This window comes from Streptomyces sp. NPDC037126 (assembly GCF_055605965.1).
Genome location: NZ_JBVJTD010000007.1, coordinates 126,252 through 151,017 on the forward strand (window position 1 = coordinate 126,252; position 24,766 = coordinate 151,017).

The following is a 24,766-nucleotide window of genomic DNA, read 5'->3' on the forward strand; positions in this document are numbered from 1 at the left end:
GACCCGGGGACGAAGGCCGACGGAAAGGGCAGGTGGAGGGTGAGCGGAACGGCGCCGTACAAGCCGCGGACGACGACCGGAGAGAGCGAGAAGGCACAGTGGTTCGCCGAACCCGTGCGCGCCGTCGCGCGTCCGTGGCGGGACGAACTGGCCCGGCGCCTGGCGGCCGCCCACGGTCTGGACCCGGGAGAAAGGGCCGTGGTCCTGGAGGCCGGCCACACCGCACTGCTCAGGTCGCTGCACTCGAAGCTGTCCCGGCTCTTCCTGATCGAACTGCATGCCGTGCGCCTGGCGTCCGGTGCGGGGCAGGGTGGCGGCGGTGCGGCGCGACGGTCCGACACCACGTGGAGCGAGTTCATCGAGCAGGCGGGCCAGGAGGGCTACCTCGACGGCCTGACCGGACGGTACCCGGGCATCGGGGAGCGTGTCGCGTCGGTGGCGGGACTGTGGCTGGGGGCGACGGCCCGTTTCGCGGAACGGCTCGCCGCGGACCGGGAGTTGCTGCGGCCGCTGCTCGGCGGACCGGCGGGGGCCTTACGGGCCGTGTCGTTCGGGGCGGGCGACAGCCACAAGGGCGGACTGACCGTCAGCCGGGTCGACTTCGACGGCGGAAGCGTCATGTACAAGCCCCGGCCGTCCGAGGCCGACCTGGCGCTCGGCGCGCTGCTGGAGGAGCTGTTCGCCGGCTTCCCCGGCGCCCCGTCACGGCACGAGCGCATCCGGGTGCCCCTGACGGTGGCCAGGAAGGGCTACGGCTGGGCCGAGTTCGTCCGCCACCGCTACTGCGTGGACGACGCCGAACTCGGCGCGTTCTACCGCAACATGGGCCACTGGCTGGCCGTGCTCCGCTTCACCGGCGGCACCGACATGCACGCCGAGAACATGATCGCGGCGGGCCCGGTGCCGGTGATCGTGGACGCCGAGACGCTGTTCGACGCGCCCGCGCCCTTCCCGCCGAGCGGCCGCGGCGACGCGGTGGACGTGGCGGCCGCGGCCATCCGCCGCACGGTCCTGCGCACCGGGCTGCTGCCCGTGCGCGGCACCGGCTTCGCGCTCGGCGGGGTCGACATCTCGGGTGTCGGCGCGCTGCCCGGGCAGCAGCCGCTGATCCCGAACCCGGTGATCGCGGACGGCGGCACCGCGGCGGCACGCTTCGAGGTGGACCTGGTGGCCATGCCCGTCGCGGGCAACCATCCCAGTCCCACCCCGGTGCTCAGCGCGTACTGGGACCGGATCCTGGACGGGTTCCGCGAGATGACCGCGCACCTGCGCCGACCGGGCGTGGACCCGTACCGGCTGCTGGGCCGGTTCGAGGGCGCCCGGGCACGGCGGATCCTGCGGCCGACGCAGGCGTACGTCGACATCGGCCGCATGTTGTGGCACCCGGCGTCCCTGCACGACGAGCCGGCGGCACACGAACGGGCGCGGGACATCCTGCGCCGCAACGCCGAGGTGCTGCCCGGCGCGCCGACCGACCGGGCGGCCATCGACGGCGAGATCGCGGACCTGCTGGCAGGCGACGTGCCGATGTTCGCCTTCACGGTGGACGGGGCCGCCGTACGGAACACGGTCGAGGACTGGCGTACGGCCGATCTGGCGCTGGAGGAGGCGGTGATCCAGGACGCGCTGGTGGGCGCGTACCTCAACGAGCGGTCGCTGCCCGCACGGACGCAGGCCGCGGCCCACGAACCGCACGCCCGTGACCGGGAGCCGCGCCGCCGTGCCCTCGCGGCGCAGATGGCGCGGCGGCTGTGCGACGGGGCGGTGCGCGGCGAGGACGGCACGGCCACCTGGATCAGCCCGGTCTTCACGCCTGCCGGGTGGTCCATCAGGGTGCTGCCCGCGGACCTCTACACGGGTCAGGGCGGAGTGGCGCTGACGCTCGCGGAGTACCTGACGGAGGCGCGTGCCGGGCGGGCCGACGAGGTACCGGGGGTCCCCGAGACCTTCGACGGGGCGTTGCGGGTGCTGGTCGCCACGGAGGACCGGACGCCGACGCCGTCACCGGGCGCGTTCAGCGGAGCGGCCTCGCAGGTGTGGACCTGGCTGGCGCTGCACCGGGTGCTGGGCGAGGAGTGGATGCTGCAACGAGCGGTCGCGCGGGCCGAGTTGCTCACGGAGGGCTCCCGACTGGTCGAGGACGACGTCGAGGTGGACCTTCTCAACGGGGCGGCCGGCGCCGTCGTACCCCTGCTCGACCTAGCGGCGCTGACCGGTCAGGACCGCTGGCTCGAAGCCGCCGCGCACATCGGCCGCAGGCTGTCGGGGCAGGCCGTCGTCGACGACAGCGGGGCTCGCTGGACGACCCGGCTCAACCCCGAGGGCATCGGCGGCTTCGCCCACGGCGCGACGGGCATCGGCTGGGCCCTGGCCCGGCTCGCCCTCAGTGGCGCGGGCTCGCGCGCCGAGCGCCGTGCCTGGCGCCATCTCTCCGAGCGCGCCTTCGCCTACCAGGAGTCCCTCTACCAGCCGGAGCAGGGCAACTGGCTGGACGTCCGCGTCGGCGCCGAGGAGGACTTCTTCACCAGCTGGTGTCACGGCAGCGCGGGAATCGGCGTCGGCATGCTCGATCTGCACCGGCGCGCGGGCGATCCCGCGCACCTCGACATGGCCCGCCGCGCCGCTCGGGCCTGCGCCGCCGAGGGCTTCGGCTGGAGCCACACCCTGTGCCACGGCGACCTGGGACTCTGGGAGTTCCTCACGTCCGTCGGCTTCGGTGAAGCCCTCGCCCTGGACGGCGAGATCCTCACCGGACTCGAACAGCGCGGGCCCGTCGGCGGCCTGGCCCGCGAGGCGTTCTCCCCGAGCCTGATGTCGGGCCTCTCCGGAGTCCTGCACACCCTTCTGCGCATGCACCACGAAGCCGACCTGCCCGATCCCCTGCTCCTCGACTGAGCGGACCGACCGAGCGATCTGAGGGGAGTCGGCACAGAGGGCGGTCCGGCCCGCCCGCGCCGCCGGGGCGGGCGGGCCGGTTGCTCCATCGACTTGTCGCTTTGTCGCGCGAAGGCCTACAAGACCGTGCGCGATCACCGGCGTCGGCGTCGATGAGGAGCGGGTTCAGGCGCGGCGGCCGCCTCGGCGGTCGGAGTTGCGGCCGCCGGTTCCCGTGGCGCCGCCCGTGGCCCCGCCGGTCGCCGTCCGCCGGCCGGATCCCCGGCCGGCCTGGCCGGAGCCACTGCCCGTCGCCGCACCCGCGGCGGACCGGCGGTCGGAACCGCGGCCGCCCGCCGCGGCGGAGCCTCCACCGGCCCCGCCGGATCCCGAGCGGCGGGCGGAGCCGCGCCCGCCGCCGGTCGCGGAGGTGCCCGCCGCCGTGGTCCCGGCCGCGGCCCGGCGTCCGGAGCCCCGGCTACCCGTGCCCACGGCGGCACCGGTGGCCGGCTTGGCCCCGCCGCTGTTCCGGCGGCGGCGACCGGACGACGTGCCGGCCTTCCGCTCCGGGCGGGACTCCGCCGGTGTCGCCGGCTGGGGGATCTCGATGGTGACGGCGACTCCGGAGGGCTCGCGGGCGCCGGTGATGGTGGCCAGTTCCGCGTCATTGGAGGTGACGCGGGCCGTCCGGGGGCTGATGCCCGCGTCCGACATGAGCCGGGCCATCTCCCGCTTCTGTTCGGGCAGGACCAGCGTGACCACGCTTCCCGAGCCGCCGGCGCGGGCCGTACGGCCGCCCCGGTGGAGGTAGTCCTTGTGGTCGGTGGGGGGATCGACGTTCACCACGAGGTCGAGGCCGTCGATGTGTATGCCCCTGGCCGCGACGTTCGTCGCCACCAGTGCGGTCACCTGGCCGTTCTTGAACTGCTCCAGGGTGCGGTTGCGCTGCGGCTGGGAGCGGCCGCCGTGCAGCGCCGCCGCGCGGACACCGACGGCCAGGAGCCGCTTGGCCAGCCGGTCGGCGGACCTCTTGGTGTCGAGGAAGAGGATGACCCGGCCGTCACGGGCGGCGATGCGCGTGGTGACGGCCTTCTTGTCCGTCTCGTCCTGCACATGGAGCACGTGGTGCTCCATGGTGGTCACCGCGCCCGCGGACGGATCGACGGAGTGCACCACGGGGTCGGTCAGGAACCGCTGGACCAGGCGGTCGATGTTGCGGTCCAGGGTCGCCGAGAAGAGCATGCGCTGCCCGTCGGGCCGCACCTGCTGGATCAGCTTGGTGATCTGCGGCAGGAAGCCCATGTCGGTCATCTGGTCGGCTTCGTCCAGCACCGTGATCCGTACGTCGCCGAGCACGCAGTCCCCGCGCTCCACGAGGTCGTTGAGCCTGCCGGGACTCGCCACGACCACCTCGGCGCCGCGCCGCAGCGTGGCGGCCTGCTTGGTGATGGACAGGCCGCCGACCACGGTGGCCATCCGGAGGTTCACCGCCGTCGCGTACGGGGTCAGCGCTTCCGTCACCTGCTGGGCGAGTTCCCGGGTGGGCACCAGCACGAGCGCGAGGGGCGCCTTGGGCTCGGCACGCAGTCCGGCCGTGCGGGCCAGCAGCGCCAGCCCGAACGCGAGGGTCTTGCCGGAGCCGGTGCGTCCGCGGCCCAGCAGGTCACGGCCGGCGAGCGAGTTGGGCAGCGTGGCGGCCTGGATGGGGAAAGGGGTGGTCACACCCTGCGCGGCGAGGGTCTTCAGCAGCGCCGCGGGCATGTCCAGACCGGCGAAGTCCTCGACGGCGGGAAGTGCGGGCGTCGAGCTTTCCGGCAGCCGGAATTCCCTTGTTGACGACGCGGACGGTGAGGGTGACGGGGCGCGTCGGTTCGACTTCTGGGGCCTGCGGGGCATGCGGTTGTCTGCCTTCCTGGAAACAGCACAAACCGAGGTCCGCACCATCACGGTGCGGACCCCGGTCAGCGGATACGCGTCCGGCGATCAGGCGGGGATGATGTTCTCCGCCTGCGGGCCCTTCTGGCCCTGCGTCACATCGAAGGAGACCCGCTGGCCCTCCTGGAGCTCACGGAAGCCCTGGGTCGCGATGTTCGAGTAGTGGGCGAAGACGTCGGGGCCGCCGCCGTCCTGCTGGATGAAGCCGAAACCCTTTTCAGAGTTGAACCACTTCACGATTCCCTGTGCCATGACATTCTCCTTCTGTAGGCAGAGGCCCCATCCGGAGATGCCGGAAAACAAACAATGCGCCCGAAGGAGAAACATTCCCGTCAGGCGCACATACGTTCATGGGTACCACAACTGCAACACCGGAACGCTATCACAACTCGTCGGCCCGATGCGGCCGACGGCGTCCGCCGACACCGTCGGCCGGTGTCACCGCCCCGCGGCCACGGACCTCAGTTCGTCCAGCGATTCCCGCACCAGCGAGGACAGCGGGCGGTGCTCCTGCGGCGCGATCCAGCGTTCGAAGGCGACCTTGAAGACGGCGACGCCCGCCTCGGCGGTCAGGCTCGCGGCCGGTTCCGCGACGCCGCGCCCGCGCAGGGTGCCGGCGAGCGCGGCCGCCATCGAGGCGAGCTTGATGAGCTCGCGCTCGCGCAGCTCCGCCGTCGCGGCGATCACCGCGTGCCGCTTGCCGGCGAACTCGCGCCGGTCGGCGAACACCTCGCAGACCGCGCCAAGGCCGGCCGCCAGCGCGTCGATCGGCACGGCGGACTCCGGGGCGCCGGCGACCGCCCGCACGAACAGCTGCTCCAGCTCGCCGGCGCCGGCGAACAGCACCTCCCGCTTGTCGGCGTAGTGCCGGAAGAAGGTCCGCTCGGTGAGACCGGCCCGCTTGGCGATCTCGGCCACGGTGGTCTGCTCGAACCCGCGCTCCCCGTACAGCTCCAACGCCGCTTCCGCCAGGCGCTCACGCGCGTTCGGCTGCCATCTGCCCATGCGCCGATCCTACGTGATGACAGCGACTGACATCAGGTGCTAGCGTCGATGTCAGTAACTGACATCACGACTTCGAGGATCTCTCATGCGCATCTTCATGACCGGCGCGTCCGGCTGGATCGGCGCCGCCGTCGTCCCGGAACTCATCGACGCGGGCCACCAGGTCGTCGGCCTGGCCCGCTCCGACGGCTCCGCCGCCGCCCTCGCCAAGGCCGGCGCGGAGGTCGTCCGCGGCACCCTGGACGACCTCGACACCCTGCGGACCGCGGCCGCCGCCTCGGACGGGGTGATCCACCTCGCGTTCAAGCACGACATCGCCTTCTCCGGCAGCTTCCAGGCCGCCGCCGAGGCCGACCGCAGGGCCGTCGACGTCATCGTCGAGGCGCTCGCCGGCACCGACCGCCCGTTCGTCCTCGCCTCCGGGCTCGCCGGCCTCGCGCCGGGGCAGGTGGCGACCGAGCGGACCGTGCCCACGATCGACGACGGCGCGCCGATCACGATCCGGGCCGTCACGGCCCAGGCGGTGCTCGACGCCGCCTCCCGGGGCGTCCGCTCGTCGGTGGTACGGCTCTCCCCCACCTGCCACGGCGACGGCGACCAGGGCTTCATGGCCACCCTGGTCGACGTCGCCCGCGCCGGCGGGGTCTCCGGCTACATCGGCGAGGGCGCCAACCGCTGGCCTGCCGTGCACCGCCTCGACGCGGCGCGGCTGTTCCGCCTCGCGGCCGAGAAGGCCCCGGCCGGATCCGTGCTCCACGGAGTCGCCGAGGAGGGCGTCGCCCTCCGCGACGTCGCCGAAGTGATCGGCCGTCACCTGGACGTACCGGTGGCCTCCGTCGCCGCCGAGCACTTCGGCTGGCTGGGCTCCTTCGTCGGCCTCGACGTCCGCGCGTCGAACGCCCTCACCCGCGAACTGGTGGGCTGGGAACCGACCCGGCCTGGCCTCCTCGCCGACCTGGAGGAGGGGCACTACTTCCGCCCCTCCCCCGAGTCCGCGACCGCCTGACCGAGGCGTCCGCGCCCCGCGTCCGCACGACCGGCGGACGGGTGGCTCAGGCGCGCGGAGGGTGAGCAGCACGGTGGGCGGTGGCCCGGGAACGGCCGTACCAGTCGTGGATCACGGCACTGCCCACCACCAGGTCCTGCACGGAGGCCCGGCGCCGGCTGGCGGGGATCCACAGCAGCCCGACCGGGAGGACGAGGCACAGCACGGCCCGCACGACCGCCGCGAAGGGCCCCAGCCGGGCTCCCGAGCGGCTCGTCACCCGCAGCCCCATGAGGTGGTTGCCGACGGTGCGCCCGGCCGTGCCCCAGCTGCACGCGAGATAGGCGACCACGACGGCGGAGCCGAAGCCCGTGGCACCCCAGAGGCCCAGGTCGGGCAGCTCGAAGGGGGGACCGAGGAGCAGGTAGCGCAGCGCCCCGTAGGCGAAGTCGACGGCCGTGACGATGCCGAGCACCACGAGGACGTCGACGGCGGCGGCGACCACGCGCGAGACGATCCCCGCCGGCAGTCCCTGGAGGACCGCCGGCTCGTGCGTGCGGGCGACGGAGGTCATGACGTGTCCCGTCGTTCCCCCGGCGGTCCCGGTTCGCCCGTGCCGGAGGACCGCTCGTCGGCCGGCCCGCGGCCCGGCCGATCGGGGCACGGCCGGTCGGGGATCGGGCGGTCGGGGATCGGCGCGGCGTCCCCGTCCGGTCCGCCGCGGTGCAGCAGCCGGTGGGTGATCCGGTCCACGAACCGGTCGGCGCGGGCGTTCTGCTCGCGGAAGGAGTCCAGCGTCTCCGCAGTGATGCTGTCGCCGGTGTCCCGGACGATGCGTCCGACGTCCACCTCCTGAAGGACCTCTTCGGCATAGGCCGCCAGGTCCACGCGGTCCAGCACCGCGTCGACATCGACGCGCCAGGCGACGCGGTCCACGTCCAGCCGGTCCAGCAGCGCGTTCACGTCGATGCGCGCGAGGACGGCGTCGAGGTCGACCCGGGCCAGCAGGGTGTCCATGCCGACCCGGGCCAAGAGGGTGTCGACATCGACCCGGGCCAGCAGCGTGTCGACGTCGACCTGGGCGAGCACGGCGTCCAGGTCGACGCGGGCGAGGACCGCGTCGAGGTCCACACGGGCGAGCAGGGCGTCGAGGTCGACACGCCCGGCCACGCGGTCCACGTCCAGGCGGGCGGCGACGGCGTCGAGGTCGGTCTCCTCCACGACCGCCGCCGTCACGGCACCGATCAGCGCCCGCGACACGAGCCGCGCCTCCTGGCGCGCCCACACCCGCTCCGCCGCTCCGCGCGCGCCCCAGTCGCCGACCCGGCGTTCCACGGCGTCCAGCACCGCCGCCGGCACGAGCATCCGGGTCGCGGTGCCCGCCCAGCGCCCCGCCCGGTCGGCCGCGTCCACGGCCGCCGCCACCGAGCGCCGCTGGACCTCCAGGGCCACACCGAGGACCGCGTCCTGCAGCAGAGCCGGGCGGCCCGGTGGCCGCGCGTATCCGGGGCGTGCCGCGGAGATGCTCCGCCAGGCCATGTCGGCCAGGCCCACGACCAGTCGCGTGACGCCCGGGGACGCCGGTCGCGCCAGGCCGTCCGCGTCCGCCCCGCCCGGCTGCGCCGAAACGGGCAAGTGGCGCGAGTTTCCGCTCACACCGGTATCGCACCACCGGCGGCCACCGCCCGCCCTCACCCGCCGGGGGTGACCCGACCGGCCGAGGGCCGATGCCGGGACGCCTTGGCAGTACCGAGACGGGAGCCGTGGCGCGACCCGCCACAGCCCTCCCGTCTTCGCCCCTCACCCGAGAAGGGTGAGCAAGCGGCGCGCGGTGTGCTCCTACGGTGGTGCCGTAGGCAGTCCGCACCCACCGGAAGGCGGTCCCGAGATGGCCACCACATCGGACGCTCCCGTCCTCGACACGCTCGCCGCCATGACGATCGACTCGATCGAACGCTGCGGTCTCGACGAGCGCACACTCATGGCGACCCGTATCGCCGCGCTCGTGGCCATGGACGCCCCGGCGATCTCGTACCTGGCGCACGTCGATCCGGCGATCAAGGCCGAACTGACCGTGGAACACCTCCAGGACGTCCTGATCGCCATCGCCCCCGTCGTCGGCACCGCGCGGGTCATGTCCGCCGCCGGTCACATCGCGCAGGCGTTCGGCGTAGCCATCGCCCTGGGCGAGCCCGACGCCGAGGCCATCGCGCAGGCGGAGGCGAGGAGCCGCGACTGACGGCGGACGAGGGGCGCGCCGGGGTCCACGTCGGGTCGGCGACCGCCGGCTCCCGACGGCCGGCCCGCCCCGCGCCGCGGCGGTGCGTCATCGTGTCCGGCCGGGGCCACGGGTCAGCGCGGTGTCGGCCGCGTCCAGGATGTTGCCGAACGTGCGGACGACGACGGGCCGTGCGACGAGGCGGGTGAGGAAGGTGCCGAGCAGCGGCAGGCGCACCTCGGCGCGGGTCGTCCAGCGGACCCGGGTGCCGCCGCCCTCCTCGGTGAACGTCATGCGGCCGAGCTCGTGGCGGGACGGCGGCAAGCTGCGCTCGACGACGTACTCGGTGGCGTACGGCGGGTCGTAGCGCGTGATGCGTTCGCGGAACCAGCCCACCAGCCACAGGTGGCTGCGCACGCCGCCGACGCCGTAGGGCGCGCTCGCGCCCCGCCTGGTCAGGGTGCAGCGCAACACCAGTGGTGAGGCGGTGTAGTTGGTCGTCGTGGTGAGCCAGGCGAACACGTCCTCGATCGGGGCGTCGATGACGCGTTCCACGGTCATGGTTTCCACTGTCGGAGTCCTCCTCGGTCGGGCGGATACGCGCGGACATCCACGGGACAGCCGGCGCCGGGGGAACGTGACAACCCGCGCCCGTGACGCACGGCACAGCCCGGCCCCGCCGCTGCCCGCGCCACAACCGTGACCGCGAGGTTGCGGGTGCGCGGGCCGAGCCGCCCGTAACGTGGGGTGAATGACTGGTGAGACCGATCTGCGCAGACTGCTGGAGGGCATGCGTCCGGAGCTGAACCCCGGCCGCTATGTCTTCACCACGGTCGAGGGCGGCGTGCCCTCGGGTGTCACGCCGGTGGTGACCGTCGTCGAGCGGGAGGGCCTCACCGTCGTGGCGCCGCAGGCCGAGGCGGACGCGGCGGGGATGGCGTACGACTACGTGGCCGGTTGGATCACCTTGCGCGTCCACTCCGCGCTCGAGGCGGTCGGGCTCACCGCGGCCGTCTCGCAGGCGCTCGCGGACGCGGGCCTGAGCTGCAACGTCGTCGCCGGCTTCCACCACGACCACCTCTTCGTGCCCCACGAGCACGCCCAGCGGGCGGTGCACGTCCTGCAGGCACTGGCCGACGACGCCGCCTGAACGCGAGGGCGGCCCCGTGCTCCGAGGGGCGGTCCGTCGCCGGGTACGGCCGGGCGGGTGACGGCTCATCGGGTGAACCCGGCCGACGGCGGGAGCGGGCCGCCGCCGCACGGAGTGCCGTGCGGGGCCGGGGCGTTCGCCCGGCCGCATCGGCGTGCGGGTTTGTCAACCGGGTGCCCAGGTGCGACGGGTGGGAGAGCCGGGGTCGCGCTAAACGAGAGGTATGAGACGCTTCCGAATACGGTCCTGCGCGTCCGCCTTCCTCCTCGCGGCCGCCTGCATCCTCGCCGGTCCCACGACGGCGCCGGCCGCACCGGGAATGGCGGCCCTGGACTACGTCGCCCTCGGTGACTCCTACTCGGCCGGTGTCGGCGCCGGCAGCTACCTCTCCTCCGGCGCGGACTGCCTGCGCAGCAGCCGGTCCTACCCGGTCATGTGGGCCACGGCCCACGCGACGTCGTTCAGCTTCGTGGCCTGCAACGGCGCCCACACCGGTGACGTCCTGTCGAAGCAGCTCAGCTCGCTCAGTCCCCGCACCAACCTGGTCAGCATCACGGTCGGCGGAAGTGACGCGGGCTACGCCAAGGTCATGGCGACCTGCGCGCTGCCAGGCACCACCGCCTGCCTGTCCGCCGTCGCCACCGCGCGCTCCTACGTCGACGGGACGCTCCCCGGCGATCTGGACCGGCTGTACTCGGCGATCAGGGCCAAGGCACCGGCCGCCCATGTCGTGGTGCTCGGCTATCCGCACTTCTACCAGCGCCCCGGCACCTGTACCGGCGGTCTGCAGGACACGGAGCGGGCCGCGCTCAACTCGGCCATCGACCGCCTCAACGAGGTGATCGCCGCGCGCGCGACCGGTCACGGCTTCACGTTCGCCGACGCCCGGACCGTCTTCACCGGTCACGAGATCTGCTCCGCCAGCCCCTGGCTGCGCAGCATCGACTGGCTGGATCTGACCGAGTCGTACCACCCCACGGCGACCGGTCAGTCCCTCGGCTACCTCCCCCTGTTCACCGGGGCGGTCTGAACCCGGCCCGGCGGCGGGTCCGCACCGGGTCGGCGTCGCCGTCCGGCCCGGTCACGGCCGGTCGCCGACGTGGGCGGTGGCGAAGTCCCAGACGACCGGGAGGAATTGCTCGGGCGTCTCGGTCTGCGGCATGTGCCCGGTGCCGGGCAGCAGGCGGAACTCGGCGCCGGGGATGGCCTGCGCGTAGGCGCGTCCGTAGTCGGCGTCGACGACGCGGTCGCTCGCGCCCCAAGCGACGAGGGTGGGCCGGTCGACCTTGGCCAGGCGGTCCCGCAGCGTGGGATCGGCCATGGCGTACGGACCCGAATAGACCTGCAGCGCCGCGCGGTTGGCGGCCGCGGCCGCGCGCTGCTCCTCGGTGAGCGTGCCGGGGTCGAGGCGGAACTTCGAGGGGTCGTGGAAGGAGAGACGCGACAGCTCGACGGGAGTCAGCGCGAAGACGTCGGCGACGGGGTGGCCGGGGACGTCGATGCCCGCCGCGTTGACGAGCACGACGCCGCTGATCCGATCGCTGCCGAGCACGGCCAGTTCGGCGGCGATCCAGCCACCGATGGAGTTGCCGACGACGGTGACGTCCCGCAGGTCGAGTACGTCGAGCAGGCGGGCGTACACCTGGGCCAGGGCCGCGACGTCGTTCAGCCAGTCCGGGCGCGCGGTGCCGGCGAAGCCGGGGTGGACCGGGGTGAACACCCTGGCGGGCCGTTCCCCGGCGAGCAGCGCGGCGAACGGGGCGACGGTCCCCGGACCGCCCCCGCCGTGCAGCAGCAGGAAGGTCCGGCCCTGCCGGCCGTCGACGTCGACCGTGACGTCGACGGTGCCCTGGTCGAGGGTGAGGGTGTGGGTGCTGGTGGTGGTCACAGAAGGCTCCTTCAAATGGGTGGGCGTCAGGCGAAGTCGGTCGCGGGGGTGGTGGCGTAACGGCTCATCACCGCGATCGTCGACTTCGGGGTGAGTTCGCGACCGGCGGCGATCATGTCCCGCAGGTCGCGGAAGTACTGGACGTACAGATCCGGCGTGAACGTGTTGATCATGACCGCCGGTGTGTCGCCGTGGTTGGCGAAGGTGTGCGGTGCGCCCGGCGGGACCATCGCGAGGGTGCCGGCCGGTGCCACGTGGGTGGTGTCGCCGATGGTGAAGTGCACGGTGCCGGAGACGACGTAGAAGCCCTCGTCGTGCTGGGCGTGGCGGTGCTGCGGCGGGCCCTCGGTGTGCGGGGCGAGGGTGATCTCGCCGATTCCGAGGCGGTGTCCGGTGGTGCTGCCGTCCTCGAGGATGCGCATCCGCGTGGGGCCCAGCCGGATGGTCTCGCCGTCCTCGGGGCCCACCAGGGAAACGTCGGTCATCGCTGCCTCCTGGAACGCTTCGTGAGAGTTGACTCTCATGAAGCTTAGGAGAGCGTGGGACCTTTATGCAAGTTAACTCTCACGAAGAGGGTCGAGAGTTACCATGAGGGAGGTCAACAGGAGGAGGGGTGGCTGTCATGACGGCGCAGCCGGGAACCGGCCGTACGAACCAGAAGCAGCGCACGCGCACGGCGATCGTGACGGCGGCACGCGAACTCATCGGGACGGGCGCCGAGGTGACCATGCCCGCGGTGGCCCGGGCGGCCCTGGTCTCCGAGGCGACCGCGTACCGGTACTTCCCCGATCTGCCCTCGCTGATCAGCGAGGCCCTGGCAGGGGTGTGGCCCTCGCCGGAGGAGGCCCTCGCGCCCCTCGGGGACTGCGCCGATCCCGTCGAGCGCATCGCCTTCGCCTGCGACTTCCTGCTGCGGGGCATACTCGCCCGCGAGGGAGCGGTACGGGCGATGATGGCGGCCACGATCGCCCGGCCGGACAGCGCTCAGGCGCGCCCCGGCATCCGGTTCGGCCTGATCGACCAGGCCCTCCTGCCCTTGGAAGGCACCCTGGGCGCCACGGATCCGAAGGGGTTCGCCCAGCTCAAGCGGGATCTCGCGGTGGTCGTGAGCGCCGAGGCGCTGTTCACCCTCACCGATCTGTGCGGGCTCGGTCCCCAGGAGGCCGTTGCCAGCGCGGTGCACACCGCCACAGCCCTGACCGCGAGCGCGGTACGGGCGACCGTCCGGCGGTGAGGCGCGGGAGCGCGGGCCGGCCGGGAAGGGCTCAGGGCCTCCCGCTCACGGCGCCACGGGACGGCCCGTCCCGGGTGCCGGTGTCAGCGGCCGCAGCCGTCATCGGCCGTCGGTACCGCGATTGCGGTGGGCCCCCGCAGCGCCGAAACCGGTCTCGTGGTCCCAGACGTGGGTGCACGACGGGCACTGGAGGTGGAGCGTGCTGCCGCTGTTCGACAGGAGGTAGCGCCAGTGCCGAAGGCACCTGCGCCCCTGCCCGCACGTGTCGCAGCCGCGGTGGTCGGCGCAGTTCGGGCAGGTCACCCACGCCCGGCGGCCGATGTCCGCCTGCGGATCAAGCGGCAGCACGGCCGTCTCCGCGCTTGGGGAGGACCCCGGCCGCGACCAGCTCGTCGTAGATGCGCTGCTGGTTCTCGTCCAGGCCGGAGTAGAGGGCGTCGTACGCCTCCTCCTCGCCACGCAGCGCCTCGACGGGGTCCCAGTCGGGGCCGACGGCGTCCATGACGTGGGCACGCCGGAGCATTTCGTGGCCGGTGAGGTCGACGGAGAACTCGACCGGCTCGCTGGGATGAGAGGGGTCATGGGGGGACATACCACCGAACGTAGGTACGCCCTCCCCGTGGGGGCAAGTGTGGGTGGGGGACATCACAGCAGGTCGGCGGCCTCGCGTCGGTGACCGCCGACCGTCGGCGCCGGTCGGCCCGGCGCCGCTGGGCGCGGAGCCGGGCCGACCCGTGCGGGCTGGACGCCCTCAGCCCTGCCGGGCCTTGAAACGGGGGTTCTTCTTGTTGACGACGAACGTCACGCCCCGTCGGCGTACCACCTGCGCGCCGGGCTTGGCCTTCAGCGCGCGCAGGGACTTTCGCACCTTCACGACTGTGCTTCCCTTCTGATCGTGCCGCCCGCCCGTCGCGCGGGCGGGCCCGGTGTCACCGCTCCTCGCGGAACAGCACGTGCTGTCCGGCCACCGGGTCGTACTTGCGAAGCACGAGCCGGTCGGGGTCGTTGAGGCGGCTCTTGCGCGTCACGTAGGTGACGCCGGTCCCGGCCGTCGACTTCAGCTTGACGACGGGACGCGCGGTGCTGCGTGCCATGAGTTCCCTTTCCGCCCGGCCGCCGGGCCCCCGGCCACCAGCCACTGTTCCGGGCATGCCAATCACAGCTTCCAGAACCGGGGCCGGACCCCGAATATTCCGGGCGCGGCCCCACCGGACGGCCACGGCCGAGGGGTGCGGGCAGGCACTGGCTCTCACGCCCCGAGCTGGGCCTCCGCGACCGCCAGGGCCGCCGCCATGATGCTCAGCTGGGGGTTCACCTGAGGGCAGCTGGGGAGCACGGAGGCGTCCGCCACCAGCACTCCGTGCACTCCGCGGAGCCGGCCCACCGGATCGGCCGGGAAGTGCCGCGGGCTCGCGCCTGCGGCGACCGTGCCGGTCGGATGGTAGGCCGACAGATGGAGCTGCCGCGCGGTCGTGCCGGTGAGGACGCCGTCCAGCTCCGCGAGGCTGCGGACGCGGGGTGCGCGGGGAATGCCCGTGAGCACCTCCTCGGCGCCCGCGGCGAACAGCAGCTCGCCCATGGCGCGCACGGCGCGTACCAGGCGGCCCGCGTCACGGGAGTCCAGGTCGTAGCGGAGCAGGGTGCGGTCCCGGCCGAGGACGCGGCCACCGGGGCGGTCGGCGATCATCGCGCCGAGCGTGGCGAGCCGGTCGGCCCCCTCCAGTTCGCGGCGCAGCTCCGCGCCCAGCCCGGGGAGGACGAAGGAGCCCATGCCGGGCGGGGTGGCGGTGGCCTCGATGAGGATTCCCGCGTCGTGGTGCTCCTCCACGCCGACGCTCTGCAGCACGCCCTCCCAGGCGGTGACCGGTTCGGCGAAGCGGCCGGCGACGCTCGTGGCGGGGTGGACGCTGAGGTTGCGGCCGAGCCGGGGATGCCGGCCGAGGCCGGAGCGGCGCAGCAGCGGCGGGGACTGCAGGGCGCCCGCCGCGACGACGACCAGGGGCGCGAGGATCTCGAACGCGCCCTTCTCCCGCCGTACGCGCACCCCCGCCGCCCGTGGTCCGCCGGGCCGGTCGGCGTCGACGAGGATGCGCTCGACCCGCGCTCCGGTGACGATACGGGCGCCCGCGGCACAGGCGTCGGGGAGCACGGACAGCTGGACGCCCTGCTTGGCGCCGGTGGGGCAGCCCACCACGCACTGGCAGGAGCCCTGGCAGCCGGGCGCGTTGCGGCGCAGGGGCGCCGCCCGCCAGCCGAGTTCACGGGCCGCGGCGAGCGCGATGCGGCCGTTGTTGCCGAGGACGTCGAGGGGCTGGGTGGCGACCCGCAATGTGCGCTCGGCCTCGTCCAGATGCCGGTCGAAGCCGTCGGCGAGGGCGAAGCCCAGGTCCCCTTGCCAGTGGGCGAGGACATGGCCCGGAGTGCGGTAGCAGGTACCGGAGTTGACGACCGTGGTGCCGCCGACGGCTCGGCCCGTCGGCAGCAGCAGCGGCGGGTTGCCGAGGGCGACGGTGGCTCCGCCGTCCCGGTACAGCTCGGTGAACCGGTCCAGGGGTGTGCGCCGGCCGAAGGACTCGGTGGAATGGTGCCCTCCCTCTTCGAGGACGACGACGTCGAGTCCCGCCCGCGCCAGGGTCCGGGCCGCCGTCGCCCCGCCCGCGCCCGAGCCGACGACCACGGCGTCGGCGGTGGTGCGTTCCGGCCAGGCGGACGCGGGTGTCAGGTCCAGCGGCGGGTCCGGGCGCGCGCGGCCGCGTGGCGTGGGACCGTCCTGGAGCATCCGTTCCGTTCCGGCCGCCAGCAGGACGGGGACCTTCAGCACGTCCAGCAGCGGCACGAGGGCGGGACGTGCGGCCAACTCGCCCAGCACGGACTCCCTTTCGGGGGCGGTGAGGGCGCCGAGGGTGCGCCCGGTGCGGGCCACGGCGTACGCGTCCACGCCGCGCGCGGCCGCGCGCAGGCCGGTCCGGGCGGCGAGCGGCATCGCGGTGAGGACCGTCTCCAGCCGGGCGGGGACGCGCCGGGGCCAGTGGCCGGTGCCGTCGTCGGCGACGAGGGCGAGGACGAGGCCGGCGAGACTCATCGGGTGCCCACCTCCGCGTGGGCGGTGCCGTCGAGCGTCCACTCCGCCTCGGTGCGCCAGCCGCCGAACCACCACCGCTCCAGCAGGACGTGTGCGTCGGCGCGCTCGCTGTTGCGGCACGTGGCGTGCCCGCCGTCAGGGTCGGTGTACTCCAGGGCCAGCGTGCGGTCGGCGGGCTGGGTGACCTCGACCCGGATCCGGCGCAGACCGCTGCGGCCGGTGACGGTCCAGGTGGGCAGAGCGATGCCGGCGCGGAAGCGCCCCAGGCCGGCCCAGCCGACGGCCGGCCGCTCGGGGCGGCGCGGCCAGTCGCGGCCGCGGCGGCGCAGCCGCAGGAACACCAAGGGGGGAAGTCGGCGCAGGCCGGGCCGCATGGAGACGGCGGCGACGACCTCCAGTACGTCCGAGCCGCCGAGGTCGGCGTGCAGCCAGGCCCAGCGGCGGGCGTTGCCGTGGCCGTAGATCCGGGCGGACGCGCCCGGTGCCGCGGTGAGCGTCAGTGTCGTGCCGTCATGGGTGAAGGTGCCGTCGTAGGAGGCCCGCGAGGCGGGGAGCAGCTGTGCGGCCGGCAGCAGGGGTCGGCGCCAGGACCAGCGGGGGAAGGTGAACAGCGGCCCGTCCGCGGGCCGTTCGGCCAGGTCCCAGCGCAGGGCGCCGCCCTCGGCCGATCCGGTCAGGCGTCCGGGCCCGGCCGTGACACCGTCGATGCCGAAGCCCGCGGTCCCGGGCGTCCACGCGGCCGGGCCGAACCGGGAGTGCCGCACGGGGCCGTCCTTGGGGAAGACCGCGGCCCAGCCGTGCGCGTACGGTTCGGATCCGTCGGCCGGCGCGGTGAGTTCGTGGTGCAGCCACAGTCCGCTGCCGGTGTCCGGGTCGGTGACGGTGGTGTACCAGACCTCGGTGCGGCCCGGTTCGCCGCGCCAGCGGGGCGCGAGGAGCGCGCCGGGATCCTCCCTGCGCGGGAAGCGGAAACCGGCCAGGAACGGCAGGAGTTGGGTGCCGAGGGGGAAGCGGAGGGTGCCCGTGCCGATCCGCGCGCCGTCCTCGTAGAGGGTGTACGGCAGTACGGTCATCGACGCGACGGGCCTGCGCGGGGTGACGGACTTCCAGCCGTCGAGGCTGACCCGGCGCCCGTCGGCGGTGAAGGTGACGCGGTAGCGGATGCGGCGGCGCGCGAGCGGTGAGATCTCCAACTCGCCCTGCGCCTCGGGATCGTCGGCCCAGCCCGAGATGCGTATCCGTCCGGTGGCGCGGGCCTCGGTGGTGCCGAGGAGGCGCAGCGGGTGGTCCGCCGAGACGGTCAGATCGAGGCGGACGCGGCGGGGGTGGTCCTCGGCGTCGAGCGCCAGTGTGCCGAGCATCGTCTCGCTGAAGCGGGTGCCGTGTGTGGACGAGCCGCGCTCGCCGGTGTCCTCGTTCATGCGAGGCCCTCCAGCATGATCCGCTCGGTCTCGGCCAGATACCGCTCGGCCGCGCGCCGGGCACCGTCGCCGTCGCCGGACGCGACCGCGTCGACCACCGGCTCCAGGCGCCCGCGTGCCACGAGGGCGTCCTCGAACGGTCCCCTGAGTGCGCCGCGCACCGGCAGGTAGGCGTTGAAGAGGGTGTTGGTCAGCAGGACGTAGACGCGGTTGCCGGTGGCCCGGGCCAGGGCCCGGTGGACCTCGATGTCCGCGAGCTGCACGGCGTCGGCGTCCCCCGCCTCGCCCACGGCCGCCAGGAGCGTGCGCAGTTCGGCCCGCCCGCGGCCGGTCGCCCGGACGGCGGCACGTTCGGCGATCAACGCCCCTATGTGGCGCCGTACTTCGAAGATCTCGCCGATCCAGTCGGGGCTGTGCCGTACGAGCATGGGCAGCAGGTCGGCGCCGCCCAGGCGCAGGTAGTCCCGTACCCGGGTGCCGACGCCGTGCCGGGTCTCCAGCAGCCCTGCCTGGGTCAGACGCCCGAACGCGTGCTTGAGGCTGGTGCGGGTGACGCCGTATCCGTCGGCGAGCTTGCGCTCCGGCGGCAGGTAACTGCCGGCCGGATGGCGTCCGGCGAGGATGTCCTCGCGCAGACGGCTCTCCAGGGCGTCGACGATGGTCTCGCGGGGCAGTGCCTCCACGCCGTCCTCCCAGTGGCTCAGTGGATGAGCCACTCAACCAATACGGGTCCGCCGAGTCAATGGCCATGACAAGACCGGCCGGGGCCGGCGGGGTGCTCCGGCCGCGTCGGGACGGCGCTCGAAGTCGGCCAAACCACGAGAGGGCCGGCAGCGGCGCGCGCGGTGAGCTGATAAGCCGTAGGCGGTACGGCCGCGGCTCGTGCGACCGGGGGTCACCCGTGGGAGACCCGTGGGCAGGGTCGCGACGCCAGATTCCGACGGGACGGAGGAACGGCGATGGCAACCACCGTGGGCGGGCCGAGGACCGGCGCGGCGCCGGCGAGCCTGCAACTGCCGGGGATCGTGCTGGGGGTGGGACTGGGCGGTTTCGTCGACGGCATCCTGCTGCACCAGCTCCTGCAGTGGCACCACATGCTCAGCAGCACCAACCACGACCACATCGGCGTCAAGTACTACGACCCGCACACCGTTTCGGGGCTGGAGATGAACACCGCCTGGGACGGCATCTTCCACGTGGTGTGCTGGCTCGCCGTAGTGACCGGTCTGGCCGTCCTGTACTCGCGGGTCACCCACGACCGGCGCCGGGTGTGGACCTCCCGGGTGCTGTGGGGGTGGATCCTCGCCGGCTGGGGCCTCTTCAACCTCGTCGAAGGCATCCTGGACCACCAGATCCTCGGCATCCACCATGTCCACGGGGGCCCTCACCAGCTCTGGTGGGACATGGGCTTCCTCGCTCTGGGCGCCCTGCTGCTCGTCGGCGGCCGGCTGCTGCAGCGCACCGGACGGCCCTTCGACCCGGAGGAGCCCGGGGCCGGGCGGGCGGCGGGAGGCGCCCGGTGAACCACGACATGCCCCCGATGGACCACGGCTCCGGCGGCGGGGGCCCGCTGGACGTCCTGCTCCCCGCGCTCGCCCTGTCGGCGTGCGCGGCCGGCTACCTCCGGCTGGCGCACCGCGCCCGGCGCCGCAACCCCGCACTGGGCTGGAGCCCCTGGCGCACGGCGTGGTTCCTCACGGGGCTCGGGCTGCTGGCCGTCGCGCTCCTGCCGCCGATCGCGCCCCTCGCCCACGGCGACTTCCGCGGGCACATGGCTCAGCACATGCTCATCGGCATGTACGCCCCGCTCGGCCTGGTACTCGGCGCGCCCGTGACCCTGCTGCTGCGCACCCTGACCGCCCGCCACGCCCGCGGCCTGACCTCGGTCCTGCACAGCCGCCCCGCCCGCCTGCTCTCCCGTCCCGCCGTGGCCCTGGCACTGTCCACGGGCGGCCTCGGGGTCCTGTACTTCACACCGCTCTACAACACCGCCATGGCGCATCCGGCCGGGCACTGGCTGATGCAGGTTCACTTCCTGCTGTCCGGCTGCCTGTTCGCCTACGTCGTCGCGGGACCCGACCCGGCACCCGGCCGGCCCGGTGTCCGCGCCCGGCTGGTCTGGCTCGGCGGTGCCATCGCGCTGCACGCCGTCATGGCCCAGCTGATGTACGGCGGGTTCTGGGTGGACATCCACGCACCGATCCCCCAGGTGCGGGGCGGCGCGGAGATCATGTACTACGGCGGCGACATCGCCGAACTCCTGCTGGCGGCGGCCCTGGTGGCCACCTGGCGGCCCGAGCCGCGCCTTGGCGCCACCGTGCCCGCACGGGCGTGAGAACGGGTCGCACCCACCCGCGCCGGGCATCGCCGCCCGGCACCCGACGCCCGTCAGCGGTCATCGGTGCAACGGCGTTCCTCCTGAAGACCGCGGGCCGACCTCCGCGCGCGTTCCGCGCGCGCCAGCAGCCGGGTGCGTCTGCGGGGCCACCAGGCCAGGTCCGCCAGGAGGAGCGCGACCACCAGCCACGACGCGATGGACTCCCCCGTCGATCCCCTCAGCGTGTCGTACCCGGCCAGCGCGACCGCGAGCACGGTGACCGGCAGGATCACCCAGCGGCGCAGCCGGCCCTCCTCGCCGAGCCGGCGCAGTGCGGTGGCGTAGTCGATCACGGCGGAGGCCAGCCGGGGGTCACCGATGTCCTCACCCCGCCGGGTGGCGCGCACCACCGCCGCCCGGTCGGCGGCGTTCATCCCGCGGGCCCCCGGCCAGGCCCGGCCCATCCGGCGCGGCACCCTGATCCCGTAGAACAGGCCGAGCACCACGAGGACCACGCACGCCCCCGCCCACGACCCCGACTCGACGAGGACGAAGGCCCCCAGGAAGACACCGACGGCGAGCCCGCTGAACAGGGCCCTGCGTAGCGGTCCCCCTTGCCAGACCCAACCCGGAACCAGGACCATCCGCCCAGCGTGACGAGCGGCGCCCGGATACGCAAACACCTCACCGGCGCATTCACCCGGCAGCGCGCATCCGGCCGCCCGACGGAGTGCCGGGCGGGGGCCGACGGGTCACAGACCGACGCCCGCCCTCCGCTGGGTCTGCTCGAACTCCGTCACCGGGTCGCCGGCGGCCTGCCAGGGCCACGGCGTCACGAAGCCGCCGATCACCTCGAAGGCCGCAGCGGCCTCACGCCGCCGGTCGGCGGCCATCAGCGCGTAGGCGAGGAGGTTGAGGTCGGCGAGGGCCCTGGCGTGCCGGAGGAACCCCGGCTGGATCCAGGTGTGGGCCACCCGGTCCAGCGCCTGGGCGGCCATCGCGTGGGACCAGTGGTTGCGCGCCGTGAGCGCCTCGAATCCGCCCCGGCCGAGGACGGAGTGGTACTGCAGGACCTGGGCGGTGAGTTCCGTGCCGGCGCAGGGCGCGTTGGCGGGCATGCGCGCGCACAGGGCGTCCACGAAGTCCAGGACCTGGATGCGGGAGCCGCCCTCCTCCGGGCTGAGGTAGCCCAGCATGCTCAGGTAGGCCTCGCGGTTCCAGCGGTCGCGCGCGAGCACCTCGTTCCACACCCCGAACGCCTGGGGTTGCTCCCAGCGTTGCGTGCGCGCCACCGCCAGGAGCGCGACCCAGGGCGTGGGGTCCTCCGGGGCCGCTTCGGCGGCCCGGAAGCAGGCATCGGCGGCGTCCCCCGCCTCCTCCGGGCGTCCCAGGACCCGGGCCCGTGCCACTTGTGCCCAGGCGTGCAGGGTGAGCGCGCTCGCGTTGCGCGGTTCACGCGTGGCCCAGGAGCGCGGCAGATGCGATTCGGCCAGGAAGTCCGCGAGGACGCCCATGCGGTGCGCCCGGCGGTCCCAGTCGCCCGCCTCCTGGCCCTGGTCCAGGAGGCGGGATATCTGCGCCACGCACAGGTCCGTCGTCGCGATCGTGCCGGTCCTCGTGGTCGCCAGCAGGGTCTTCAGCAGTTTACCCAGGTCCTGGTCGTCGAGTTCCGGCGCGAGACGCACCCGCTTGCGGCGACTTGAAAGAAAAGCCATGGAGGGAGGCTAGAGGTGGCTGGAATTCGCACAAGGTTTTCGACAAGATCGTTATGAATTACACGCCTCACCAGCGGTTACCTGCCAGTACAGCACCGTGGTCCGATGCTCCGTCGGGTGTCGTCGACCGGAATTCACTCCGCCGGCAGCTCGTCCGGCAGACCGAGCGCGGCCGACACCTGGCGCCAGATCGCGGTGAGGGCGGTGTCCAGGGTGACCGTCGGGTCGCGCAGCATCAGGCGGATGCCGTAGCCGTCGCTCAGCGACAGGACCAGCGTGCTCAGCGCGTCCACGTCGGTCGCCGTGAACTCGCCGGACTCGATGCCGCGCCGTACCGCGCCGGCCACCCAGGTGTGCAGCTGCGCGTACAGATCGACCGCGAAGGCACGGGTGGTCTCGTCGCGCAGGGCCCGGGCCCACAGCTCCTGCCACAGCCGCCAGTCCTGGTGCAGTTCGGGATCGGTCGGCAGCAGACCGCGCAGGATCCGGGCCAGGACGACCGCGGCCGGCACCGTCTCCACGTCGCGTTCGGCGTCGAGGGCCGTGTGGGCGAAGGAGTGGGTCATCGCCTCGGTGAACAGCTTCTCGCGGGTGTCGAAGTGGTAGTGCAGCAGCGCGGTCGACACCCCGGCCCGCTCGGCGACCATGCGCATGCGGATCTTCTCGAAGCCGATCTCGGCGATGACCTCGCACGCCGCGGTCAGGATGCGCTCGCGTGTGTCTGCCGTGCGCACCTTGGTGGACACCCTGCCGCTCCCCTCGTCCGGTGGTCGTACGCCATGACCATCTTCCCTCACGTCCGCCTCATCGCGGCAGCACCGGGGCCGCCGTATCGCGTCCCGGCTGTTCCGCGTAGGCGTGGAAGCCCCGCCCGGACTTGCGCCCCAGCAGCCCGGCCTCCACCATCCGGGACAGCAGCGGGGGCGGTGAGAACTGCGGCTCGCGGAACTCGGCGTACAGCGACTCGGCGATGGCCCGCGTGGTGTCGAGGCCGATGAGGTCCGTCAGGGCCAGCGGGCCGAGCGGGTGGGCGCAGCCGAGGACCATGCCCCGGTCGACGTCCTCGACGCTCGCGCTGCCCGACTCCACCATGCGGATCGCGGCCAGCAGGTACGGGACGAGCAGCGCGTTGACGACGAATCCGGCCCGGTCCCGGGTGCGCACCACCTCCTTGCCGAGCCGGTCCGTCACGAAGGCCTCGGCCCGTGCCACGGTGTCGGCGGAGGTGAGCAGGGACGGTACGAGCTCGACCAGCCGCAGCACCGGTACGGGGTTGAAGAAGTGCACGCCCACGACGTGTTCGGGGCGCCCGGTCGCGGCGGCGAGCCGGATGACCGGGATGGAGGAGGTGTTCGTGGCGAGGACCGTCCGCTCGCCGGTGACCACCGCGTCGAGGCGGGTGAAGACGTCGACCTTGAGTCGCTCGTCCTCCGCCACGGCCTCGATCACCAGGTCGCGGTCGTGCAGCGCCTCGATGTCGTCGGCCACGGTGACCAGGGCGTCTGCGGCCCCGCGCTGTTCCTCGGTGAGCCTGCCGTGCGCGGTGGCCCGGTCGAGCGAGCGGGCGATGCGCAGGCGGCCCGAGCGGGCCGCCTCCGCGTCGCGTTCCACCACGGTCACCGGCAGGCCGGCCCGCGCACAGACCTCCGCGATGCCCGCGCCCATCAGTCCGCAGCCGACGACTCCGACGCGTTCGATGCCGGTCATCCGAGCTTCCCTTCGATCTGTGCCGGGCATTGGTGTCAGGCGGTGGGCAGGTCCAGGACGCCCGAGCCGCGCTTGATCAGCTCGTTGGCGATGATCAGCCGCTGGATCTCGGAGGTGCCCTCCCAGATCCGGTCGACGCGCAGCTCCCGGTAGAGCCGCTCGACGGCGTACGTGCGGTCGTAGCCACGGCCGCCGTGGATCTGCAGACAGCGGTCGATCACCCGGCCGGACGCCTCGCTCGCGGCGAGCTTCGCGATCGACGCCTTGGCGTGCAGCGTCTTGCGGTCGTCCGCCGAGGCCTGGTCGACCTCCCAGGCGACCTGATGGGTGTAGGCGCGGTTGACCGCGATGTCCACCGCACAGTCCGCGAGCATGCCCTGGATCAGCTGGTACGAGGAGATCGGCGCCCCGAACTGCTCACGCTCCACCGCCCAGTCACGGGCCAGTTCCAGGGCCCGTTCGGCGGCGCCCGTCGTGCGTGCCGCGATCATCAGCCGCTCCTCGGTGAACCAGGAGCGCGTGATGTCGTACCCCTCGCCGATGCCGCCGAGGACGGCGTCCTCGTCGACCTGGACGTCGGTGAAGGTGAACTCGGGGTGCTCGTAGACGAAGGTGTGCATGAAGCGCGGCACCCGCGTCATCTCGATGCCGGGGGTGTCCTTGTCGACGAGGAACAGCGTGGGCGCGCCCTCCGGTCCCGCGGCGGCCAGCACGATCATGAAGTCGGCGTGGTCGCCGACCGTCACGAACCACTTCTCGCCGTTGAGCACCCAGCCCCGGTCGTTGTTCGTCGCCGTGGTGGCGAGGTTCTGCGGGTCCGAGCCGGCGCCGGGCTCGGTGACGGCGTAGCAGTCGCGCCGCTCCCCCTTGATCACCGGGACGAGGAAGCGCTCGCGCTGCTCCGGGGTGCAGAAGCGCAGGGCGTTGGCGGGCCGCCACACCATGTCCCACAGGGCTCCGGTGAGCCGGCCCAGCTCCTCCTGCACGGTGACCTGCTCGGCGATGGTGAGTCCGGCGCCGCCCCACTCGGCCGGCATGTTGACGGCCTGGAGCCCCGCGTCCAGCACCGCGTCGCGGATCTTGGCGTGTGCGTCGGCGGGCAGGCCGTTGTCCTCCTCGCACTGGATCTCGTAGGCGGCGATGAAGTCGGTGAGGGCGCGCGCCTCGGCCTTGAGCTGTGCCTGGCGCGGGGTGAGACGGAAGTCCATGGAAGTCCTCGCTGTGCGGTGATGGCA

At 73.5% G+C, this 24,766-nt stretch carries 28 protein-coding genes; 8 read left to right on the forward strand and 20 right to left on the reverse strand.

The window, feature by feature from the left end; all coding sequences use genetic code 11:
* The first annotated feature begins 39 nt into the window (after nt 1-39).
* A complete protein-coding gene (locus ACZ7FF_RS18135) occupies nt 40-2,895 on the forward strand; it encodes a type 2 lanthipeptide synthetase LanM family protein (RefSeq protein ID WP_470813204.1) in 2,856 nt (951 codons plus the stop codon).
* 165 nt (nt 2,896-3,060) lie between these two features.
* On the opposite strand, the gene ACZ7FF_RS18140 is transcribed toward ACZ7FF_RS18135, so the two are convergent.
* The 3 genes from ACZ7FF_RS18140 to ACZ7FF_RS18150 all read right to left on the reverse strand — a co-directional run bounded on the left by ACZ7FF_RS18140 (nt 3,061) and on the right by ACZ7FF_RS18150 (nt 5,814).
* Nucleotides 3,061-4,770 carry a DEAD/DEAH box helicase gene (locus tag ACZ7FF_RS18140; protein ID WP_470813205.1) on the reverse strand — a complete coding sequence of 570 codons (1,710 nt, stop codon included), beginning with the start codon at nt 4,768-4,770 and terminating at the stop codon, nt 3,061-3,063.
* A gap of 87 nt (nt 4,771-4,857) precedes the next feature.
* On the reverse strand, nt 4,858-5,061 hold the full coding sequence (locus ACZ7FF_RS18145; protein WP_470813206.1) for a cold-shock protein: 204 nt from the start codon (nt 5,059-5,061) through the stop codon (nt 4,858-4,860).
* Between the two features lie 186 nt (nt 5,062-5,247).
* The gene (locus ACZ7FF_RS18150) at nt 5,248-5,814 is read right to left on the reverse strand and encodes a TetR/AcrR family transcriptional regulator (RefSeq protein ID WP_470813207.1); all 567 of its coding nucleotides are present in this window, start codon (nt 5,812-5,814) and stop codon (nt 5,248-5,250) included.
* 85 nt (nt 5,815-5,899) lie between these two features.
* On the opposite strand from ACZ7FF_RS18150, the gene ACZ7FF_RS18155 reads away from it, so the two are divergent.
* Complete coding sequence (locus ACZ7FF_RS18155; protein ID WP_470813208.1) at nt 5,900-6,820, forward strand: SDR family oxidoreductase; 921 nt, start codon at nt 5,900-5,902, stop codon at nt 6,818-6,820.
* A gap of 46 nt (nt 6,821-6,866) precedes the next feature.
* Here ACZ7FF_RS18155 and ACZ7FF_RS18160 read toward each other — a convergent pair whose 3' ends face one another.
* Together ACZ7FF_RS18160 and ACZ7FF_RS18165 are read right to left on the reverse strand one after the other, a co-directional pair.
* Nucleotides 6,867-7,373 carry an RDD family protein gene (locus ACZ7FF_RS18160; protein WP_470813209.1) on the reverse strand — a complete coding sequence of 169 codons (507 nt, stop codon included), beginning with the start codon at nt 7,371-7,373 and terminating at the stop codon, nt 6,867-6,869.
* Complete coding sequence (locus ACZ7FF_RS18165) at nt 7,370-8,434, reverse strand: hypothetical protein (RefSeq protein WP_470813210.1); 1,065 nt, start codon at nt 8,432-8,434, stop codon at nt 7,370-7,372. The genes ACZ7FF_RS18160 and ACZ7FF_RS18165 overlap by 4 nt, the downstream gene beginning before the upstream one ends.
* 253 nt (nt 8,435-8,687) lie before the next feature.
* On the opposite strand from ACZ7FF_RS18165, the gene ACZ7FF_RS18170 reads away from it, so the two are divergent.
* On the forward strand, nt 8,688-9,038 hold the full coding sequence (locus tag ACZ7FF_RS18170) for a carboxymuconolactone decarboxylase (RefSeq protein WP_470813211.1): 351 nt from the start codon (nt 8,688-8,690) through the stop codon (nt 9,036-9,038).
* An 87-nt stretch (nt 9,039-9,125) separates the two neighbouring features.
* Here the strand turns inward: ACZ7FF_RS18170 and ACZ7FF_RS18175 are convergent, their stop codons facing one another.
* A complete protein-coding gene (locus ACZ7FF_RS18175; RefSeq protein ID WP_470813212.1) occupies nt 9,126-9,587 on the reverse strand; it encodes an SRPBCC family protein in 462 nt (153 codons plus the stop codon).
* A 181-nt stretch (nt 9,588-9,768) separates the two neighbouring features.
* On the opposite strand from ACZ7FF_RS18175, the gene ACZ7FF_RS18180 reads away from it, so the two are divergent.
* On the forward strand, nt 9,769-10,167 hold the full coding sequence (locus tag ACZ7FF_RS18180; RefSeq protein ID WP_470813213.1) for an ACT domain-containing protein: 399 nt from the start codon (nt 9,769-9,771) through the stop codon (nt 10,165-10,167).
* 223 nt (nt 10,168-10,390) lie between these two features.
* On the forward strand, nt 10,391-11,197 hold the full coding sequence (locus ACZ7FF_RS18185; protein WP_470813214.1) for an SGNH/GDSL hydrolase family protein: 807 nt from the start codon (nt 10,391-10,393) through the stop codon (nt 11,195-11,197).
* A 51-nt stretch (nt 11,198-11,248) separates the two neighbouring features.
* Here ACZ7FF_RS18185 and ACZ7FF_RS18190 read toward each other — a convergent pair whose 3' ends face one another.
* Both ACZ7FF_RS18190 and ACZ7FF_RS18195 read right to left on the reverse strand, forming a co-directional pair.
* Nucleotides 11,249-12,055 carry an alpha/beta fold hydrolase gene (locus tag ACZ7FF_RS18190; RefSeq protein WP_470813215.1) on the reverse strand — a complete coding sequence of 269 codons (807 nt, stop codon included), beginning with the start codon at nt 12,053-12,055 and terminating at the stop codon, nt 11,249-11,251.
* A gap of 26 nt (nt 12,056-12,081) precedes the next feature.
* Entirely contained in the window at nt 12,082-12,540 is a 459-nt protein-coding gene (locus tag ACZ7FF_RS18195; protein WP_470813216.1) for a cupin domain-containing protein, read from the reverse strand.
* A gap of 137 nt (nt 12,541-12,677) precedes the next feature.
* On the opposite strand from ACZ7FF_RS18195, the gene ACZ7FF_RS18200 reads away from it, so the two are divergent.
* Complete coding sequence (locus tag ACZ7FF_RS18200; RefSeq protein ID WP_470813217.1) at nt 12,678-13,289, forward strand: TetR/AcrR family transcriptional regulator; 612 nt, start codon at nt 12,678-12,680, stop codon at nt 13,287-13,289.
* A 99-nt stretch (nt 13,290-13,388) separates the two neighbouring features.
* On the opposite strand, the gene ACZ7FF_RS18205 is transcribed toward ACZ7FF_RS18200, so the two are convergent.
* The 7 genes from ACZ7FF_RS18205 to ACZ7FF_RS18235 all read right to left on the reverse strand — a co-directional run bounded on the left by ACZ7FF_RS18205 (nt 13,389) and on the right by ACZ7FF_RS18235 (nt 18,508).
* Nucleotides 13,389-13,637, reverse strand: coding sequence for a hypothetical protein (locus ACZ7FF_RS18205; RefSeq protein WP_470813218.1), 249 nt, complete (start codon nt 13,635-13,637; stop codon nt 13,389-13,391).
* The gene (locus ACZ7FF_RS18210) at nt 13,624-13,881 is read right to left on the reverse strand and encodes a DUF6400 family protein (protein ID WP_470813219.1); all 258 of its coding nucleotides are present in this window, start codon (nt 13,879-13,881) and stop codon (nt 13,624-13,626) included. The genes ACZ7FF_RS18205 and ACZ7FF_RS18210 overlap by 14 nt, the downstream gene beginning before the upstream one ends.
* Before the next feature lie 159 nt (nt 13,882-14,040).
* On the reverse strand, nt 14,041-14,163 hold the full coding sequence (gene ykgO, locus ACZ7FF_RS18215) for a type B 50S ribosomal protein L36 (RefSeq protein WP_452976099.1): 123 nt from the start codon (nt 14,161-14,163) through the stop codon (nt 14,041-14,043).
* Between the two features lie 55 nt (nt 14,164-14,218).
* Nucleotides 14,219-14,383 carry a 50S ribosomal protein L33 gene (gene rpmG / locus ACZ7FF_RS18220; RefSeq protein ID WP_470813220.1) on the reverse strand — a complete coding sequence of 55 codons (165 nt, stop codon included), beginning with the start codon at nt 14,381-14,383 and terminating at the stop codon, nt 14,219-14,221.
* A gap of 155 nt (nt 14,384-14,538) precedes the next feature.
* Nucleotides 14,539-16,371 (reverse strand): GMC family oxidoreductase, encoded by a 1,833-nt coding sequence (locus tag ACZ7FF_RS18225; protein ID WP_470813221.1) that lies wholly within the window; start codon nt 16,369-16,371, stop codon nt 14,539-14,541.
* Nucleotides 16,368-17,792, reverse strand: coding sequence for a hypothetical protein (locus ACZ7FF_RS18230; RefSeq protein ID WP_470813222.1), 1,425 nt, complete (start codon nt 17,790-17,792; stop codon nt 16,368-16,370). The genes ACZ7FF_RS18225 and ACZ7FF_RS18230 overlap by 4 nt, the downstream gene beginning before the upstream one ends.
* Nucleotides 17,789-18,508 (reverse strand): FadR/GntR family transcriptional regulator, encoded by a 720-nt coding sequence (locus tag ACZ7FF_RS18235; RefSeq protein ID WP_470813223.1) that lies wholly within the window; start codon nt 18,506-18,508, stop codon nt 17,789-17,791. Before ACZ7FF_RS18235 ends, ACZ7FF_RS18230 begins: the two co-directional genes overlap by 4 nt.
* Before the next feature lie 243 nt (nt 18,509-18,751).
* Between ACZ7FF_RS18235 and ACZ7FF_RS18240 the strand changes: the two genes are divergently transcribed.
* Nucleotides 18,752-19,315 (forward strand): DUF2243 domain-containing protein, encoded by a 564-nt coding sequence (locus ACZ7FF_RS18240; protein ID WP_470813224.1) that lies wholly within the window; start codon nt 18,752-18,754, stop codon nt 19,313-19,315.
* An 8-nt stretch (nt 19,316-19,323) separates the two neighbouring features.
* Nucleotides 19,324-20,127, forward strand: a complete 804-nt coding sequence (locus tag ACZ7FF_RS18245; protein WP_470813393.1) for a cytochrome c oxidase assembly protein — start codon at nt 19,324-19,326, stop codon at nt 20,125-20,127.
* Nucleotides 20,128-20,180: 53 nt separating this feature from the next.
* Here ACZ7FF_RS18245 and ACZ7FF_RS18250 read toward each other — a convergent pair whose 3' ends face one another.
* The 5 genes from ACZ7FF_RS18250 to ACZ7FF_RS18270 form a co-directional block, all read right to left on the reverse strand.
* On the reverse strand, nt 20,181-20,753 hold the full coding sequence (locus ACZ7FF_RS18250) for a hypothetical protein (RefSeq protein WP_470813225.1): 573 nt from the start codon (nt 20,751-20,753) through the stop codon (nt 20,181-20,183).
* Between the two features lie 108 nt (nt 20,754-20,861).
* Nucleotides 20,862-21,824: a hypothetical protein gene (locus ACZ7FF_RS18255; RefSeq protein ID WP_470813226.1), complete on the reverse strand. Its 963-nt coding sequence runs from the start codon at nt 21,822-21,824 to the stop codon at nt 20,862-20,864.
* A gap of 134 nt (nt 21,825-21,958) precedes the next feature.
* On the reverse strand, nt 21,959-22,570 hold the full coding sequence (locus ACZ7FF_RS18260; RefSeq protein ID WP_470813227.1) for a TetR/AcrR family transcriptional regulator: 612 nt from the start codon (nt 22,568-22,570) through the stop codon (nt 21,959-21,961).
* 58 nt (nt 22,571-22,628) lie between these two features.
* Nucleotides 22,629-23,531 carry a 3-hydroxybutyryl-CoA dehydrogenase gene (locus ACZ7FF_RS18265; protein WP_470813228.1) on the reverse strand — a complete coding sequence of 301 codons (903 nt, stop codon included), beginning with the start codon at nt 23,529-23,531 and terminating at the stop codon, nt 22,629-22,631.
* 35 nt (nt 23,532-23,566) lie between these two features.
* A complete protein-coding gene (locus tag ACZ7FF_RS18270; protein WP_470813229.1) occupies nt 23,567-24,739 on the reverse strand; it encodes an acyl-CoA dehydrogenase family protein in 1,173 nt (390 codons plus the stop codon).
* Nucleotides 24,740-24,766 lie beyond the last annotated feature (27 nt).